The sequence below is a fragment of the Mesorhizobium sp. YC-39 genome, assembly GCF_025753795.1.
Classification (GTDB): domain Bacteria; phylum Pseudomonadota; class Alphaproteobacteria; order Rhizobiales; family Rhizobiaceae; genus Mesorhizobium.
This window is the reverse complement of record NZ_JAOWPS010000005.1, coordinates 188,713-203,879: the sequence shown is the minus strand read 5'-3', so window position 1 is coordinate 203,879 and position 15,167 is coordinate 188,713. Positions and strand designations below refer to the sequence as shown.

Genomic DNA, 15,167 nt, shown 5'->3' with positions numbered 1-15,167 from the left:
TTCATGCCGTCTTTCGAGGACATCATTGCCAAGCGGGTCGAGGCAGAAGCCGAGCGCATAGTGGCAACACTGAGCGATCTCGTGTCGTTTCCGTCCATCGTCAAGTCGAACCCGAAAGATGCCGGCCCCGGCGAACGGGATTGCCAGCTCTATCTGCAGAAACGGCTGGAGAAGCTGGGCTTCACCACGGACCTCTGGGATCCGGACGGTCCGGCACTTTATGCGAAGTACAAAGGGCGTCCCGGGGCCAACAAGGGCCGGACCTTCGAGGGCAGGCCCAATCTCGGTGGTGTGCTGAAAGGCACAGGCGGCGGCCGCTCGATCATGCTCACCGGCCATATCGATGTCGTGCCGCCGGGAGCGCCCGAACACTGGACGACCGATCCGTTCCAGCCTGTCCTGAAAGACGGTTTTCTGCATGGCCGCGGCACCGTCGACATGAAGGGCGGTGTCGCCTGCATGCTGATGGCCGTGGAAATCCTGAGGGAGCTTCAGGTTCCCCTGTCGGGCGACATCGTCTTTACGACCGTGGTCGACGAGGAAATCGGCGGCATGGGCTCGCTGGCGATGGTCGACCGCGGCTTTCGCGCCGATGCCGGCATCATGACGGAGCCGACGGCCAACAAGATCGCACCCTTGTGCCATGGGATTCTGTGGGGACGGATCATCATCGACGGCATCGGCGGCCACGCCGAGCTGACACCGAATGCCTGGTATTCGAGCGGTCCGGTCGACGCCATTCAACTGTGCAGGCAGATGCTCGACGGCATCGACATATTGAACCGCCGCTGGATGTTCGATCCCAGGAAGAACCATCCTCTCATGGACCTGCCCAACCAGATCATCGTCACCCAGTTGAACGCCGGAGAACATCCCTCCTCCATGGCCGGCCGGGCGGAGATCGTCATCGATGCGCAATATCTTCCGAGCGAAAAGGACGAGTTCGGCCTCGGCGGCAAGGTCAAGCGCGAGATCGAGGAACACGTCCTGAACATCTGCCAGGCCGATCCCTATCTGCGCGAACATCCAGCCCGTGTGGAGTGGATCCTCGATGCCGACTGCGCGGAAATTCCGGCCGACAGCCCGTTCGTCGGCGTATTCCAGGGCGCCGTCGAAAAAGCAGACCTGTCGCCGGTGCTGTCGGGTTTTGGTGCGCACAGCGATATCGGTTTGCCGACGGGTCTCGGGAAAACCCCAACCGTCAATTTCGGCCCGGGAGATCCGGCACAGGCGCATCAGCCCAACGAGCGCGTGTCGGTCCGCGATCTCGTCGATTGTACGAAGGCGATCGCACTGGCGATTGAGCACTGGTGCCGGTGAGAGTGCGGTCTCTATTTGCCGCCGTTTTGTTCGAGCTCATCGAAATAGACCTCGAAATAACGCCGCGCCAGGATCGAGGTCAGCGAGAACTTCCGCTCCGGGGCGACGATCAGAGATAACGTCAGCGGCGGGATGCTCTTGTCGCCAAGCGGTAGGTAGGTGAGGCCGTCCTTCGTGTCTGTCGACGACTTGTCGGAAATCGCGGTCAGGCCAAAGCCGCAGCCCTCCCGCACCATCAACCTCATCAGTTCCAGATTGTTCGTCGTCAGGATCGGCTGAAGCCGGGTCCTGCTCTTGGCGGCGGCGATGTCGACGATGTCGCGCAGGTGAACGCTGGCGTCCGGAATAATCGTCGGGCGCTGGAAAAACTCGCTCAGCGATATGGCCTTTTTAAGCCCCAGGTCGTTCTCGGCTGGCACCACCGCCCTGACGTGAAAGCGCGCCGAGCGCGTGGCGGTTACCCCCGGCAGAGGCGGCGGACTGAACGTGAGGCCGAAATCGGCCTGACCGTCCAGCACCATCTGGCGGATCCGGTCGGACTCGGCAACCGCGATATGGTTGGCGATGCGCGGGTGGTCCTTCATGAAGCTTGCCAAGGCACGGGGCAGAAAGTCGAAGACCGTCTCCTGCGAGACGGCAATTTTCACCTCGCCTCGGCGCAGACCCCTCAGTTCCTCGATCTCAAACCGGATGCGGGCAAAATCCTTCTGCCAGCTCCGCACGCCGTGCAGGAGAATTTCGCCCGCTGAGGTCAGCCGCATTCCGCGCGGCAAGCGTTCGAAAAGGGCGACACCCAGCGCTTCCTCGGCATGGATAAGCTGCTTGTCGATGGCCGAGGCTGATACATTCAGCTTGTCCGCGGCTTTCCGTATCGACCCCAGCCGGGCGATTTCGTCCAGATAACTGGCGAACCGGGAGAACAGAACTCGCCGCATCGAGCGCCTTTCCGAGCGTCAAGAAAAAGAGAACGCTCAACACGATTTTTTTCGTTTGTAATGATGCGTCCAATCCCCGTCTATGACGTCGAGCCTCGAATCTGCTGCGTATTCCACCATGAACGGGTCTCTTGGCCGACAGAAAGCGATGCAAAAACAGAGACGACCTTCGCCTCCTGTCGTCGGCCTCATTGGCCCCACGAATTTGCAGCGGATCACACCGGCAAGTTGATAAGGGAAAGCGATCCGCTATGCCTGTCCGCCAGGTCCAGTTGCCGAACGTCGGAGGCCAAGAATGCTGACCGCTACGCCCGAATTCTATCAGGCGGAAATAGCCGGCGAAGCGATCAGCCTGCCGATCATCCAGCTCAACGACCAGCGGGCGATCGCCCTGCTGATGGTGATCGACATGGGCGTGCGCTTCGGCGATATCGTTGGCGAAGCCATCGCCCGGCATTTCGAGCCCTTGAAGCCCGACATCGTCGTCGGCAGTGCCACGCTGGGAATCCCGATCGCGATCGAGGTTTCGCGCCGCCTTGGCAACGACCAGTACGTCATTCTGCAGAAGTCGCCGAAGTTCCACCTTGCCGACGCAATGGTCGAGGAAGTCCGCTCTATCACCACGGCCACGCCGCAGCGGCTGTTGCTCGACCGGCGATCGATCACGCTGCTGCAGGGCAAACGCGTGTTGGTGGTCGACGACGTGGTGGCGACCGGCTCGAGTATGGCCGCCGCCATCCGCCTTGTCCGCCGTGCCGGCGCCGAGGTGCTGGGCGCCGGAGTCATTCTCACGGAGGGTCATTCCTGGCGCGACGCACTCGGCAAGGATGCCGGATTGATCGAAAGCCTCGGCCATATTCCTCAGTTCGATGTCGTGGACGGCGTGGCCAAGCCCGATCCGGCGACCGAAATCGGTGCATGGCCTGCCAGCGCGCCTCGATTGGCCAGGACTGCGTCACGGTAGGCGTGGAAAAGGAATGGAATCGTGTCCAGCATGACGGTAGCGTTTCAACAAAAGAAGAAGGCGGCTGAACGCATGCGGTTCGGCCTGTTTTACGAGCAATGGATGGGAGGACTTCGATCGGGACGCTCGCCGTCTCGACACAGTCGTGCGCGTGTTGCGTTAACTCCGGCTTTGCCGGGCAGGTCCTGACAAATGAAAAACAAGGGGAACAGTCAAATGCAGTCATCAACAATATCGCAAGACGAGGGCAACACCCTCTTCCCGATCGTGCTCTCCGTCGTCGCGGCCGCGGCGACGGGCGTCCTGTGGGCGTATGCCAACCCGATCCAACTGGTGCCGGGCGTAATTCAATGGCGGATTTTCGCCTTTCTGCCGCCTTTGATCGGCATCTTGCTCGGCTGGCGCAGCGGGTTTATCTGCGGCTACCTCGGCACCATCGTCTGGTCGCTGCTGGCGGGCACATTCATTCCGACCCATTCCTTGCTGGTCGACGGAATCATGGTCGGACTGACCGGCCTGGTTCCGGGGCTCCTGTTCGATCCGTCTAAGCTGTCGTTCGACCGCGGCGTGCTGATCAAGATCGCCTTGGTCTGCCTAGTCGTTGGGCTGGTGATGGTGGCGGCGGTGTCGGCAAGCCTCGCCTATCTCGGCATCTTCCCGTTCTGGTGGGCGTTCGGCTATATCGGCCTTTCCGACATTGTGCCGATGGTCGTCGGAACCCCGCTGCTGATTGTTCCGGCGCTGAAGATTCTGAAAGCCGCTCATCCGGCCGGATTCAAGCGCTTCTGAGCGGCGCTTCGAGGTGCTCAATATTGCCAACCTGAACCTCGGTTTCGGCGGCCCCGCCCAGGTCGTCGCCGAAGCCGCATGCAGCGTGGCAGACGGTCAGCGGCTGCTGATCTGCGGCGCGGCCGGCAGCGGCAAGACGACTTTCCTGAATGCAGCGGCAGGCCTCATCCCGAGATTGATGGCGATCCCGTACTTCAGCGGAGACGTCACCCTCAGGGGGCGTCCGGTCTCCGCGCTCACCAAGGACGAACTATTCGGCACGGTCGGCTACGTGTCGCAGAATGTCGAGGACCAGCTATGGGACCTCAGCGTCGAGGACGCCATCGCCTTTCCGATGGAAAACCGAGGCATCGACAGGCAGACGGTCCGCGCCCGGCTCAAGGAACTGATCGACGACCTCAGGCTGGCGCCGCTTCTGGGACGCCGCGTGCTGACCCTGTCCGGCGGCGAACGCCGCATGGTTGCAATCGCCGCGGCCCTGGCGTCGAACCCCGCGCTGTTGGCGCTCGACGAGCCGACGACCGGACTCGATCCGGAGGCGCGTGAACGGCTGTCGCGCACACTGCGCGAAGCGGCTGCCTCGGTCTCTGCTCTTCTGGTATCGGAACAGGACCCCGCTTCCCTGCGTTCCGTCGTCGACACCGTCGTCCTCTTGAAGGACAGGCGGCTGTCGGCGCCGTACCGCCTCGACGACATCCTGCCGCTGGAACGGCCCTGGCTGGAAGCAGGCATCCTGCCGCCGAACCGGACCCGTTCGCAGCGAAAACCGGCTGATCCCGGCGCGATGCTGCTTGAGATATCCGGCCTGACGACCCGGCTCGGACGATCGGACGGCAAGCCAGTGCTGAGGGATGTCGGCTTTCAGCTCAGGGCAGGCGAAGCCGTCGCGCTGATCGGCCGCAACGGTGCGGGCAAGACCACGCTGTTCAAGTCCATCCTGGGGCTTGCCAAGATCGCCTCCGGCTCGATCATCCTTGACGGTGCCAGCGCCGACGGCTGGACCGCCGCCCGGCGCGCCCGCAAGATCGCCTATGTCCCGCAGAACATGCGCCATATCCTGTTCAACATGACGGTGACCGGCGAGGTCGTGTTCTCCATCACCGCGTCGACCGCGACGACAGCCGACAAGGCAGTGACCGATCTGGCCGCCGCCATGCTGGCGCGTTATGGCCTTTCCGAACTCGCGGAAGCCAATCCCTTCGCACTGTCCGCGCGCCAGCTGGCGCTGCTCGGCCTGGCCTGCGCGGACGCAGCCGGCGCACCGGTGGCCATCGTCGACGAGCCGCTGCTGGCGCGTGATGTCGAAGGGCGCCGCATGCTCGATGTATTTCTCTCCTCCATGCTCGCTTCTGGCCGCGCGGTGATGCTGATCTCGCACGACCTGGAACTGGTGGACGATGTCGCCACGCGCCTGCTGATCCTCGATGACGGCGGGATCGCCTTTGACGGCGCGGTGATGGACGGCTGGAAGAACCCGGCCTTCGCCAACCTTGGCTGGGCCGAGCCCTACGCCACGCCGCGGCTCGGGGGCGTCGCATGAGCCGGCTGCACGACCTCAACTTCTTCGTCAAGCTGGCGCTTGCCTTCGCGGTCATGGCGGTGGCCTGGCTGGTGCCCGGCTGGCGGTTCGGGGTGCCTTTTGCCGTGCTCTGCGTCCTGGTGCTGTGGGCGACAGGCGTCCCTGGCCTGCGCGGATACGTCAAGGGTGCGCTGCTGCTCACCGCCATGGTCATGGCGAGCTGGCTGGTCAATCTCTTCTTTCAGGGCGTCAGCATCCGCGACGCCCTGCCGGTTGCGGCTGCGATGGCTGCCCGGCTGATCGCCACGACGGCCGCGTTCTATTTCGTCATGGAGACGAGTTCGCCCGGATCGATCCTCGCCGCGGCCAGCGCCGCGCGGTTGCCGCCGATGGTGACCCTGGTCCTGTCCCTCACCTTCGGCATCATTCCGATGCTGCGCGACGATTTCGAGCGCATTGCCGATGCCCAGCGCGCGCGCGGCATGGAAATCGACGACGTCGCCTTGCCGACGAAGCTGCGTTTCGCACTGGCGCGCGGCGTGCCCTTGCTGGTGCAGGCCATCCGCATGGCGCATGCGATTTCCTTTTCCCTCGCAATCTACGGCTTCGATCTAAACCGCAACCGCACGACGTGGCGCAACGTGGGCCTGATGGTCGAAGCCCGCTTCCCCCAGAAGGACACGAATGATGAAACTTGACCAATCGAAGCCTGCGGCCCGCCAGCTTTGGACGGTCGACGTCGCCGGCTATCCGGTCGAGCTGCCGATCGTGCCGATCAAGCCCGACTTTGCCATTTCCCTGATGATGGTGATCGATCTCGGCGTGAGGTTCGGCGAGCATGTCGGCCGCGAGCTTGCCGCGAGGCTGGCACCGCTGAAGCCGGACATCATCGTCGGCGCCGCCACTCTCGGCATTCCGGTTGCGATCGAGGTGACGCGGTCGCTCGGACACGATCACTATGTCATTCTGCAAAAATCACCCAAGATCCACCTGGCCGATGCACTGGAACAGCGCATCTCGTCCATCACCTCGAAAGGCGAGCAGCGCCTGCTTCTCGACAGGGAGGCAGTCCCGCTGCTGGCCGGCCGGCGCGTCGTGGTGGTCGACGACGTTGTGGCTTCCGGATCCAGCCTCAAGGGAGCGCTCGAACTGGTGCGCCGCGCCGGTGGCGATGTCGTCGGCATAGGCGTCATCCTCACCGAAGCGCGCGACTGGCAGGGAGCACTTGGCGCGGATTGCGCGCTGCTCCACAGCCTCGCTCACATACCCCAGTTCACCAGCCACGGTGCGGCCGGATGGGTGCCCATTCCGGAAACATTCCTGTAGTGCCTGCGGACATATGCTCATCGCAGCCGCAGCGCATCGATCGCGGCGATTTCCTCAGGCAAGAGCGGACCGGCAGCTTCGGCATCGAGGCATTGACGCAGTTCTTCGCGGTTCTTGACCCCGAGGACAAGTGTGTCGATGCCCGGCATGCCTAGAGCATAGCGATGCGCGATAATGGCCGGGTTGCCGCCCCACGCTTCGCACAGACGCCTGAACGGCGCGGCGCGGGCGAAGTCCACAGCGTCGGGATGGCCAGGGTCGAGCGGCCGGTCGAACGCATCTGTAAGCGCGCCGGCCTGCACCGCGCGGATGCCCATCACGCCGACGCCGTTCTTTTTCGCCGTGGCAATGATCTCGCGCGGCCGCGCCGGCGTCCGCAACCGGGTCAGACCGCCCGGACTGTCGAGGAGATTGGCCACCGCTTGCACCGCCTGTGGGCGCGGCGCGTGCTCCAGCGCCCGGATTATCGCATCGGGAACACCCACCCCGGTGATGCCCCAGGCGCCGATCAGGCCCTCTTTCCGCATCCGCTCGAATGCGGGCACCACCGCTTCGCGAAACAGCGTCCATGCCGTCGCGAATTCGGACCGGCGTTCGTTGTCCACCGGATAGACGAAATCGTCGGGGCAGATCTCATTGTGGAGAAAAAACAGGTCGACGCGCTCGATCCGCATGGCCGCGAGGCTCCGTTCGAGCGAGGCGCGTAAGCGCGGGTAGACTTCTTCGGCCGGCGGCGAGCCTATGCCGCACTTGGTCGTGATCCTCACGCCCTCCGGCAGACGGCCGCCGAAGGCCTCGCCGATAAGCGCCTCGCAGACTTTGTAGCCGGGTGCGGCATCGATGACATCGATTCCCGCATCGACCGCCATCTTCAGGGTGGCAATGCCTTCCGCGCGGCTGGTGTTGCCCCAGACCTGACCGATGCCGCCGCCCCCGAGAGTGAGGCGACCGACCTCACCGATCGCGCCGAATTGACGTTTTTCCATTTGCCATACTCCGTCACGATGAGCGGTGAGTGCACGGTCAGCGTCGTGGTTTCCAGCCTGCGCATCTGACCATCGGATATCGCAATCGCGAGATTTGCGTGCCCGCAAGGCAGGAGCCAACATCGCGATACCGATCAAGCACTGGCCGGAGACGCTACCAAGCGGCGCCACGTCCGGCAATATCGAGACTGGTAGCTTCGGCATCGCCGAAAAAGGCCACTACTCCAATCAAAAGACCCTTGCTGCTCACGGCAATTCTGTGTTGCAGGTGCCGGCGATCTGGCCGACGGCCTCGTTAACCCCGGCAAGGTCGAAATCGGCCTCGCCTCGCCCCGCCAGCAGCCCGAACCGCCAGGACAGCCGCAACCGGTTCGCCGAAACCAGGCGCTTGACGCCGTCGGCGCCGTCGCGAACCAGCATCCTGCCGCGCGTGCCGACCGACCAGCTTTCGCTGACCTTCTTGCCCTGGTCGGCAGTCACCGACATGGTGATCGTGCCTCTGGCGGAGACAGCATCGTTCACATACAGCCATTCGCTCCAGCGCGGTTCGCCGTCCTTGCGGCAGGCGATGGTCAGCACCGGGCTGTAGCTCAAGGCGCCGCCGCCGGTGATCAGCTTGTTGGTGGCATAGAGCGAGGCCGTGACCAGGCCGTCGCTGCCCTCGTCGAACTGCCAATTGTCGAGCGCGGCGCCGGCCTGGGCGATGCCGCAGACTGAGGCGAGCAGCAATGCCGTGGCGATCGCGCCTCCGATACCAATGAGTAGCCTCAACGATGCCTCCAGCAGCCCTGCGCTTTGCAACACAGCGCAGATAATGATCAAGGCTTCGTATCGCCAGTCGCTGCCCCTCACTTGCCCGCATGTCTGTTGCCGCAGCGCCACAACGAAGGAGGCGGCCTCAAGTGTAGCCTTTCGCGTTCGTCGCAACGCGGCGTTTATTCAGCGTCCTTGGCAGCCTGTTCTCCGATGCAGCCTTTCCGAGCTTCTCCACATCATTGCTGTTGCTTTTTTGGTCAGCCGGAAGACCGCACTAGAATTTCCACGGCAAATCAGCCTATGATGCCATCGGCATTTACTGGGACGGCTTCGCGCCCCTTGGAATGCCGGGAGGAACGGGACATGGCCATAGCGCTTGTACTCGTTTTGATTGTCGTGGGCTCAGTGTTGTTCCACTTCCTGAGCCCATGGTGGTGGACGCCGATTGCTTCCAACTGGGACTATATCGACCACACCATCGTCATTACCTTCTGGATCACCGGCGTCGTCTTCGCCGCCGTCGTCTTGTTCATGGCCTATTGCGTCTTCCGCTTCCGTCATCGGGAAGGGAACCGGGCGGCATATGAGCCGGAGAGCAAGCGGCTCGAATGGTGGCTGACGGTCGTCACCGCGGCCGGGGTTACCGCCTTGCTGGTTCCCGGCCTGTTCGTCTGGAGCCAGTTCGTCAATGTTCCGAGAGACGCGACCGAGGTCGAAGTCGTCGGCCAGCAATGGCAGTGGAGTTTCCGCCTGCCCGGCAAGGACGGCAAGCTCGGCACATCCGACACCCGTGACGTCACACCTGAAAATCCGCTGGGCGTGATCGCCAGCGATCCCAATGGTCAGGACGATGTCGTCGTCGAGGCGGCCGATCTGCACCTGCCGGTCGGCAAGCCGGTCAAGATGCTGCTGCGCTCGATCGATGTGCTGCATGATTTCTATGTGCCGGAATTCCGCGCCAAGATGGACATGATCCCGGGCTCCGTCACCTATTTCTGGTTCACCCCAACCAAGACCGGAAGTTTCCAGGTTCTGTGCGCCGAACTTTGCGGCCAGGGCCATCCCTTGATGCATGGCGTGGTCATGGTCGACACCGAGCAGGATTATCTGGCCTGGCTCGGTGAACAGCAGACTTTCGCGCAATTGTCGGCGCCCCAGCAAACGGGCTCGGCCGACCAGGCACCGGAGAAGACGATCGCGTCAGGTCTGAAAGTTGCAGCAAAGCTCGAAACGGTCGGGTCTCGCTGAAAAGGGCACGGAGGTGTTCCTATGGTCGATGTCACCCCTGCAGATGCCATACCGCCTGCCGAAGTGGCGGAAGTGGAACTCTACCATCCGCACAGCTGGTGGACGAAATATGTCTTCTCGCAGGATGCCAAGGTCATCGCCATCCAGTATTCGGCGACGGCAACCGCAATCGGCATGGTGGCGCTGGTGCTGTCCTGGCTGATGCGGCTGCAGCTCGGCTTCCCCGGCACGTTCGACTTCATCACTCCGGAAGCCTACTATCAGTTCATCACCATGCACGGCATGATCATGGTGATCTACCTGCTCACCGCACTCTTCCTCGGCGGCTTCGGCAACTATCTCATCCCGCTGATGGTCGGCGCGCGCGACATGGTCTTCCCCTACGTCAACATGCTGAGCTACTGGATCTACCTGCTTGCCGTGCTGGTTCTGGTGGCGAGCTTCTTTGCGCCCGGCGGCCCGACCGGCGCCGGCTGGACGCTCTACCCGCCGCAGGCCATCATGACCGGCACGCCGGGCGGCCAGGACTGGGGCATCATCCTGATGCTGGTCTCGCTGATCCTGTTCATCATCGGCTTCACCATGGGCGGCCTGAACTACGTCGTGACGGTGCTGCAGGGCCGCACGCGCGGCATGACGCTGATGCGTATGCCGCTGACTGTCTGGGGCATCTTCACCGCGACCGTCATGGCGCTGCTTGCCTTCCCGGCGCTGTTCGTCGCCTGCGTGATGATGTTGTTCGACCGGGCGCTCGGCACCTCCTTCTTCATGCCGGCGATCGTCGAGATGGGCGAACAATTGCAGCATGGCGGCGGCAGCCCGATCCTGTTCCAGCACCTGTTCTGGTTCTTCGGCCATCCCGAGGTCTACATCGTCGCGCTGCCGGCCTTCGGCATCGTATCCGACCTGATCAGCACCCACGCGCGCAAGAACATCTTCGGCTACCGCATGATGGTCTGGGCCATCATTGGCATCGGCGCGCTGAGCTTCGTGGTCTGGGCGCACCACATGTATGTCAGCGGTATGCATCCCTATTTCGGCTTCTTCTTCGCCACCACGACATTGATCATCGCCGTTCCGACGGCCATCAAGGTCTACAATTGGGTGCTGACGCTGTGGCGCGGCGACATCCACCTCACCATACCGATGCTTTTTGCCCTGGCCTTCATCGTCACCTTCGTCAATGGCGGCTTGACCGGGCTGTTCCTCGGCAATGTGGTCGTCGACGTTCCGCTGTCGGACACGATGTTCGTCGTCGCCCATTTCCACATGGTCATGGGCGTCGCCCCGATCATCGTGATCTTCGGCGCGATCTACCACTGGTACCCGAAGGTCACCGGCCGGATGCTGGACGAGAGGCTGGGCCAGTTCCATTTCTGGGTGACGTTCCTCGGCGCCTATCTGATTTTCTTCCCCATGCATTATATCGGCCTGATGGGGGTGCCGCGGCGCTACCACGAACTGACCGATGTGACCGTCATGACGGAGACGGCGCACCACCTCAACTCGTTCATCTCCGTCATGGCGCTCATCGTCGGCTTTGCGCAGGTCGTATTCCTGTTCAATCTGATCTGGAGCATCCGCCATGGCCGGGAGGCCGGCGGCAATCCATGGCGCGCGACCACTCTCGAATGGCAGACGCCGCAGACACCGCCGGCCCATGGCAATTTCGGCAAGGAGCTGCCGATCGTCTATCGCTGGGCTTATGACTACAGCGTGCCGGGCGCCAAGGAGGACTTCATCCCGCAAAACATGCCGGGCACCTTCGGCACCTCCAAGGAGCCGGCATGAGCGTCATCCTGGTCTTCCTGGCTGTGATCGCCGGCTTTGCCGGATGGTGGCTTTCCCATCAGCGGCTGATGGCCAAGCCATGGCTCGAGCAAGGTGTGATCGGGGACCTTGTCGGCATGGAAGGCTCGGCGCTGCCGACCGCCAAGATCGGCCTTGGCGTCTTCCTCGCCGTCGTCGGCTGCCTGTTCGCGCTGTTCACCAGCGCCTACTTCATGCGCATGGAGTTGTCGGACTGGCAGGCGCTGCCGATTCCGCGCCTGCTCTGGTTCAACACCGGGGTGCTGGTGCTGAGCAGCATTGCGCTGCAATGTGCCTCGGTCGCTGCGCGAAGGGGGCAAATCGACACGGTCAGGCTCGGCCTCGCCACCGCCGGGCTCACGGCCCTCGCCTTCCTGGTCGGACAGCTCATGGCATGGCGGGAACTGACTGAAGACGGCTATCTGCTGGCTTCCAATCCGGCCAACAGCTTCTTCTACCTGATCACCGGGCTGCACGGCCTGCACATAGTGGGGGGATTGGTGGCCCTCGGCAGAACGACCGCTGGCGCCTGGAACGGCGCACGACCAGAGCGGCTTCGCCTCAGCGTCGAACTCTGCGCCATGTATTGGCATTTCCTGCTTTTCGTCTGGCTCGCCATCTTCGCGCTTCTGGCCGGCTGGGCGGCGACGTTCATCGACATTTGCCGACAGTTGCTGACCTGAGGGGATCGGGCTGATGACGGAGACGACACTGACGCATATCGGCCAAACGGAGCCCCGCCCTGTCGGCTGGCAAGGCATCGCTGCCGACTGGTCGTCGGATCAGCGCGCGTTCAAGAACGTGTCCTGGGGCAAGGCCATGATGTGGATCTTCCTGCTCAGCGACACCTTCATCTTCGGCTGCTTCCTGCTCTCCTACATGACCGCGCGCATGTCGACACGGGTGCCGTGGCCTAATCCAAGTGAGGTCTTTGCCCTTCATATCGGCGGCTCGAACATTCCGCTGATCCTTATCGCCATCATGACCTTCGTGCTGATCTCGAGCAGCGGAACGATGGCCATGGCGGTCAATTTCGGTTATCGCCGCGATCGCCGCAAAACGGCAATCCTGATGCTTCTGACCGCGGTGCTCGGCGCGACCTTCGTCGGCATGCAAGCCTTCGAATGGACCAAGCTGATCACCGAAGGAGTGCGGCCATGGGGCAATCCCTGGGGCGCCGCTCAGTTCGGATCATCCTTCTTCATGATCACCGGCTTCCACGGGACGCATGTGACGATCGGCGTGATCTTCCTGATCATTGTGGCGCGAAAGGTCTGGCGCGGCGACTACGATATCGGCCGGCCGGGCTTCTTCACCAGCCGCAAGGGCCGCTACGAGAATGTCGAGATCATGGGGCTCTACTGGCATTTCGTCGATCTGGTCTGGGTGTTCATTTTCGCATTCTTCTATCTTTGGTGAGAGGCAGACTTTGATGAGAGGCAGACATGGCTGAAGCAACCGCAAACGGCCTCGGGCAACACGCACTTCATGCTGCACATGAAGCGCCGGCGGCCGCTGTCGCCCACGCCGAGGTTCATCAGGAACATCCGATCAGGCTCTATCTGGTGGTCTGGGCATGGCTGTTCATCCTCAGCGCCTGCTCCTACATGGTCGATTATTTCGGCATCCACGGTTATCTCAGATGGTCGCTGATCCTGATCTTCATGATGCTGAAGGCAGGGCTGATCGTCGCCGTTTTCATGCACATGGCCTGGGAGCGGCTGGCGCTGACCTATGCGATCATCCTGCCGCCGGTGCTGGTGCTGGTGTTCGTGGCAATGATGGTCTTCGAATCCGACTACACGCTTTTGACCCGGATGACGTTTTTCGGCGCCGGCTCTTGACGCGCTACCCGGTTCAGGCGTGTGTCGGCGGCCCCGGTCAGGCGCCGAAGAAGCTGTTTGCCGTCCGGCTGCCTCGCCTTGAAACAACCGGCGGCTGATCCATTTTTGTTCGTATCGGAAGCGGCGGCAGGAGAACGATCGCCTCGTTTCCACAATGCGTCGCGAACTCCAGCAAGGGACGCCAAAGATGACCATCGCAAACAGACTGAAGGACTTTATCGAAGAGAAGGGAATCTCCTACGACACCGTCGAACATCACCGCACGTCCACGAGCAGACAGTCGGCAATAGCCGCGCATGTGCCTGGCAGCATAATGGCCAAATCGGTGGTCGTTCACCATGAGCTCGGCTACGCGCTGGCCGTGGTTCCAAGCACCCACAGGATCGAGCTCGGCGCCTTGCAGAGCATCATGGACAAGCGTCTTGGCCTCGCCTCCGAAGACGAGGTGGTTTCGCTTTTCCAGGATTGCGACACCGGCGCCATTCCGCCGATCGGCGCGGCCTACGATGTGCCGGTGATCCTCGACGAAAGCCTCGGCGATGCCGCCGACATCTATTTCGAAGGCGGCGACCACAGGACGCTGGTGCATGTCAGCGGCAAGGATTTCCGCAACCTGACCATGGATGCACGCCAGGCGCGCTTCAGCCACCCGGCCTACTGAAACGCACCGGCACTCTCGCCGGTGCGCCCTGACAGAATTTGCTCAGCTCGCCGGTCTGGTGGACGCCGGCGGTTCCACGACCTTGCGGTAGACGTGCCAGGTGGCGTGACCGAGGATCGGCAGCACGACCGCCAGCCCTGCGAAAATCGGCACCGAGCCGATGATCAGTGCCACGGCGACGATCAGTCCCCAGACAGCCATGGTGATCGGGTTCGCCAGCACTGCCCGCACCGAAGTGTGGATGGCTTCATAGGCGCCGACGTCGCGGTCGAGCAACAGCGGGAAGGCGACGACCGTGGTGCACAACACCACCACCGCGAAGATGAAGCCGATGGCGTGCCCGAGGATAATCAGCGTCCAGCCGCGCCCGGTGGCGAATATCTCGTTGATGAAGCCAGATATCGATGCCGGCGGAGCCGGACCAAAGAGATATTGGTAGAACATCTGCGCCGTCAAAAGCCAGGTGATGAAGATCGCAAACAACATGATCCCGACTGCGGCAATTGCCGGCAATGCCGGAGAGTGCCTGACCTCGAAAGCGTGCCGCCAGGACGTATCGAGCCCAGCCTCCCGCCGGCGGCTTATCTCATAGAGGCCGATCGCCGCGAATGGACCGACCAGCGCAAAGCCGGACACCAGCGGAAACAGCAGCGGCAACGCATTGGCGCCCGATGTCCAGGCGGCAAGCACGACACCAACGAGCGGATAGATCAGGCAGAGAAAGACGATATGCGAGGGCTTGACCATGAAATCGTCTACGCCGCGCCTGAGCGCGTCGAAGAGGTCGGAAACACCGATCTTTCGTACTTTCGTATGCTCCAGCGCCTCACTGGCACCGGCTATCACGTGAAAACTTGCCATGACCATTCCTCCAGATCAGGTCCGGCGAGGTCGCGAGTTCCACGGTGCTACTGTTCCGCGTGATTGGCCACGCAAAACCGCGACCTGCACCATGATCAACATACTCTCTTTCAGGAGATTTGTCGCCCTTGTCGGAAAGGGTTTCCGGC

16 protein-coding genes are annotated in these 15,167 nt (G+C 62.5%); 12 read left to right on the top strand and 4 right to left on the bottom strand.

Annotated features, from left to right (window positions below; translation table 11 throughout):
* Positions 1–3 precede the first annotated feature (3 nt).
* The gene (locus tag OHD62_RS26685; RefSeq protein WP_263789053.1) at positions 4–1,320 is read left to right on the top strand and encodes a M20 family metallopeptidase; all 1,317 of its coding nucleotides are present in this window, start codon (positions 4–6) and stop codon (positions 1,318–1,320) included.
* 11 nt (positions 1,321–1,331) lie between these two features.
* Here the strand turns inward: OHD62_RS26685 and OHD62_RS26680 are convergent, their stop codons facing one another.
* Positions 1,332–2,255, bottom strand: coding sequence for a LysR family transcriptional regulator (locus tag OHD62_RS26680; RefSeq protein ID WP_263789052.1), 924 nt, complete (start codon positions 2,253–2,255; stop codon positions 1,332–1,334).
* Between the two features lie 295 nt (positions 2,256–2,550).
* Here OHD62_RS26680 and OHD62_RS26675 point away from each other — a divergent pair, with 295 nt between their 5' ends.
* The 5 genes from OHD62_RS26675 to OHD62_RS26655 all read left to right on the top strand — a co-directional run bounded on the left by OHD62_RS26675 (position 2,551) and on the right by OHD62_RS26655 (position 6,853).
* On the top strand, positions 2,551–3,219 hold the full coding sequence (locus OHD62_RS26675) for a phosphoribosyltransferase family protein (RefSeq protein WP_263789051.1): 669 nt from the start codon (positions 2,551–2,553) through the stop codon (positions 3,217–3,219).
* Positions 3,220–3,435: 216 nt separating this feature from the next.
* A complete protein-coding gene (locus OHD62_RS26670) occupies positions 3,436–4,008 on the top strand; it encodes an aminotriazole resistance protein (protein ID WP_263789050.1) in 573 nt (190 codons plus the stop codon).
* Positions 4,009–4,021: 13 nt separating this feature from the next.
* Positions 4,022–5,548 carry an ABC transporter ATP-binding protein gene (locus OHD62_RS26665; RefSeq protein ID WP_263789049.1) on the top strand — a complete coding sequence of 509 codons (1,527 nt, stop codon included), beginning with the start codon at positions 4,022–4,024 and terminating at the stop codon, positions 5,546–5,548.
* The gene (locus tag OHD62_RS26660) at positions 5,545–6,225 is read left to right on the top strand and encodes an energy-coupling factor transporter transmembrane component T family protein (RefSeq protein ID WP_263789048.1); all 681 of its coding nucleotides are present in this window, start codon (positions 5,545–5,547) and stop codon (positions 6,223–6,225) included. The genes OHD62_RS26665 and OHD62_RS26660 overlap by 4 nt, the downstream gene beginning before the upstream one ends.
* Positions 6,215–6,853 carry a phosphoribosyltransferase family protein gene (locus tag OHD62_RS26655; RefSeq protein ID WP_263789045.1) on the top strand — a complete coding sequence of 213 codons (639 nt, stop codon included), beginning with the start codon at positions 6,215–6,217 and terminating at the stop codon, positions 6,851–6,853. Before OHD62_RS26660 ends, OHD62_RS26655 begins: the two co-directional genes overlap by 11 nt.
* Positions 6,854–6,870: 17 nt before the next feature.
* Here OHD62_RS26655 and OHD62_RS26650 read toward each other — a convergent pair whose 3' ends face one another.
* Complete coding sequence (locus tag OHD62_RS26650; RefSeq protein WP_263789044.1) at positions 6,871–7,839, bottom strand: aldo/keto reductase; 969 nt, start codon at positions 7,837–7,839, stop codon at positions 6,871–6,873.
* A gap of 246 nt (positions 7,840–8,085) precedes the next feature.
* Entirely contained in the window at positions 8,086–8,610 is a 525-nt protein-coding gene (locus OHD62_RS26645) for a hypothetical protein (RefSeq protein WP_263789043.1), read from the bottom strand.
* A gap of 348 nt (positions 8,611–8,958) precedes the next feature.
* On the opposite strand from OHD62_RS26645, the gene OHD62_RS26640 reads away from it, so the two are divergent.
* The 6 genes from OHD62_RS26640 to OHD62_RS26615 all read left to right on the top strand — a co-directional run bounded on the left by OHD62_RS26640 (position 8,959) and on the right by OHD62_RS26615 (position 14,157).
* On the top strand, positions 8,959–9,843 hold the full coding sequence (locus OHD62_RS26640; RefSeq protein WP_263789042.1) for a cytochrome c oxidase subunit II: 885 nt from the start codon (positions 8,959–8,961) through the stop codon (positions 9,841–9,843).
* Between the two features lie 21 nt (positions 9,844–9,864).
* On the top strand, positions 9,865–11,634 hold the full coding sequence (gene ctaD, locus OHD62_RS26635) for a cytochrome c oxidase subunit I (RefSeq protein ID WP_263789041.1): 1,770 nt from the start codon (positions 9,865–9,867) through the stop codon (positions 11,632–11,634).
* Positions 11,631–12,335 carry a cytochrome c oxidase subunit 3 gene (locus OHD62_RS26630; RefSeq protein ID WP_263789040.1) on the top strand — a complete coding sequence of 235 codons (705 nt, stop codon included), beginning with the start codon at positions 11,631–11,633 and terminating at the stop codon, positions 12,333–12,335. Before ctaD ends, OHD62_RS26630 begins: the two co-directional genes overlap by 4 nt.
* Before the next feature lie 13 nt (positions 12,336–12,348).
* A complete protein-coding gene (locus tag OHD62_RS26625; protein ID WP_263789039.1) occupies positions 12,349–13,071 on the top strand; it encodes a heme-copper oxidase subunit III family protein in 723 nt (240 codons plus the stop codon).
* Between the two features lie 26 nt (positions 13,072–13,097).
* A complete protein-coding gene (locus tag OHD62_RS26620) occupies positions 13,098–13,496 on the top strand; it encodes a cytochrome C oxidase subunit IV family protein (RefSeq protein ID WP_263789037.1) in 399 nt (132 codons plus the stop codon).
* A gap of 187 nt (positions 13,497–13,683) precedes the next feature.
* A complete protein-coding gene (locus tag OHD62_RS26615) occupies positions 13,684–14,157 on the top strand; it encodes an aminoacyl-tRNA deacylase (protein ID WP_263789036.1) in 474 nt (157 codons plus the stop codon).
* Between the two features lie 42 nt (positions 14,158–14,199).
* Here OHD62_RS26615 and OHD62_RS26610 read toward each other — a convergent pair whose 3' ends face one another.
* A complete protein-coding gene (locus OHD62_RS26610) occupies positions 14,200–15,018 on the bottom strand; it encodes a DUF2189 domain-containing protein (RefSeq protein WP_263789035.1) in 819 nt (272 codons plus the stop codon).
* Positions 15,019–15,167 lie beyond the last annotated feature (149 nt).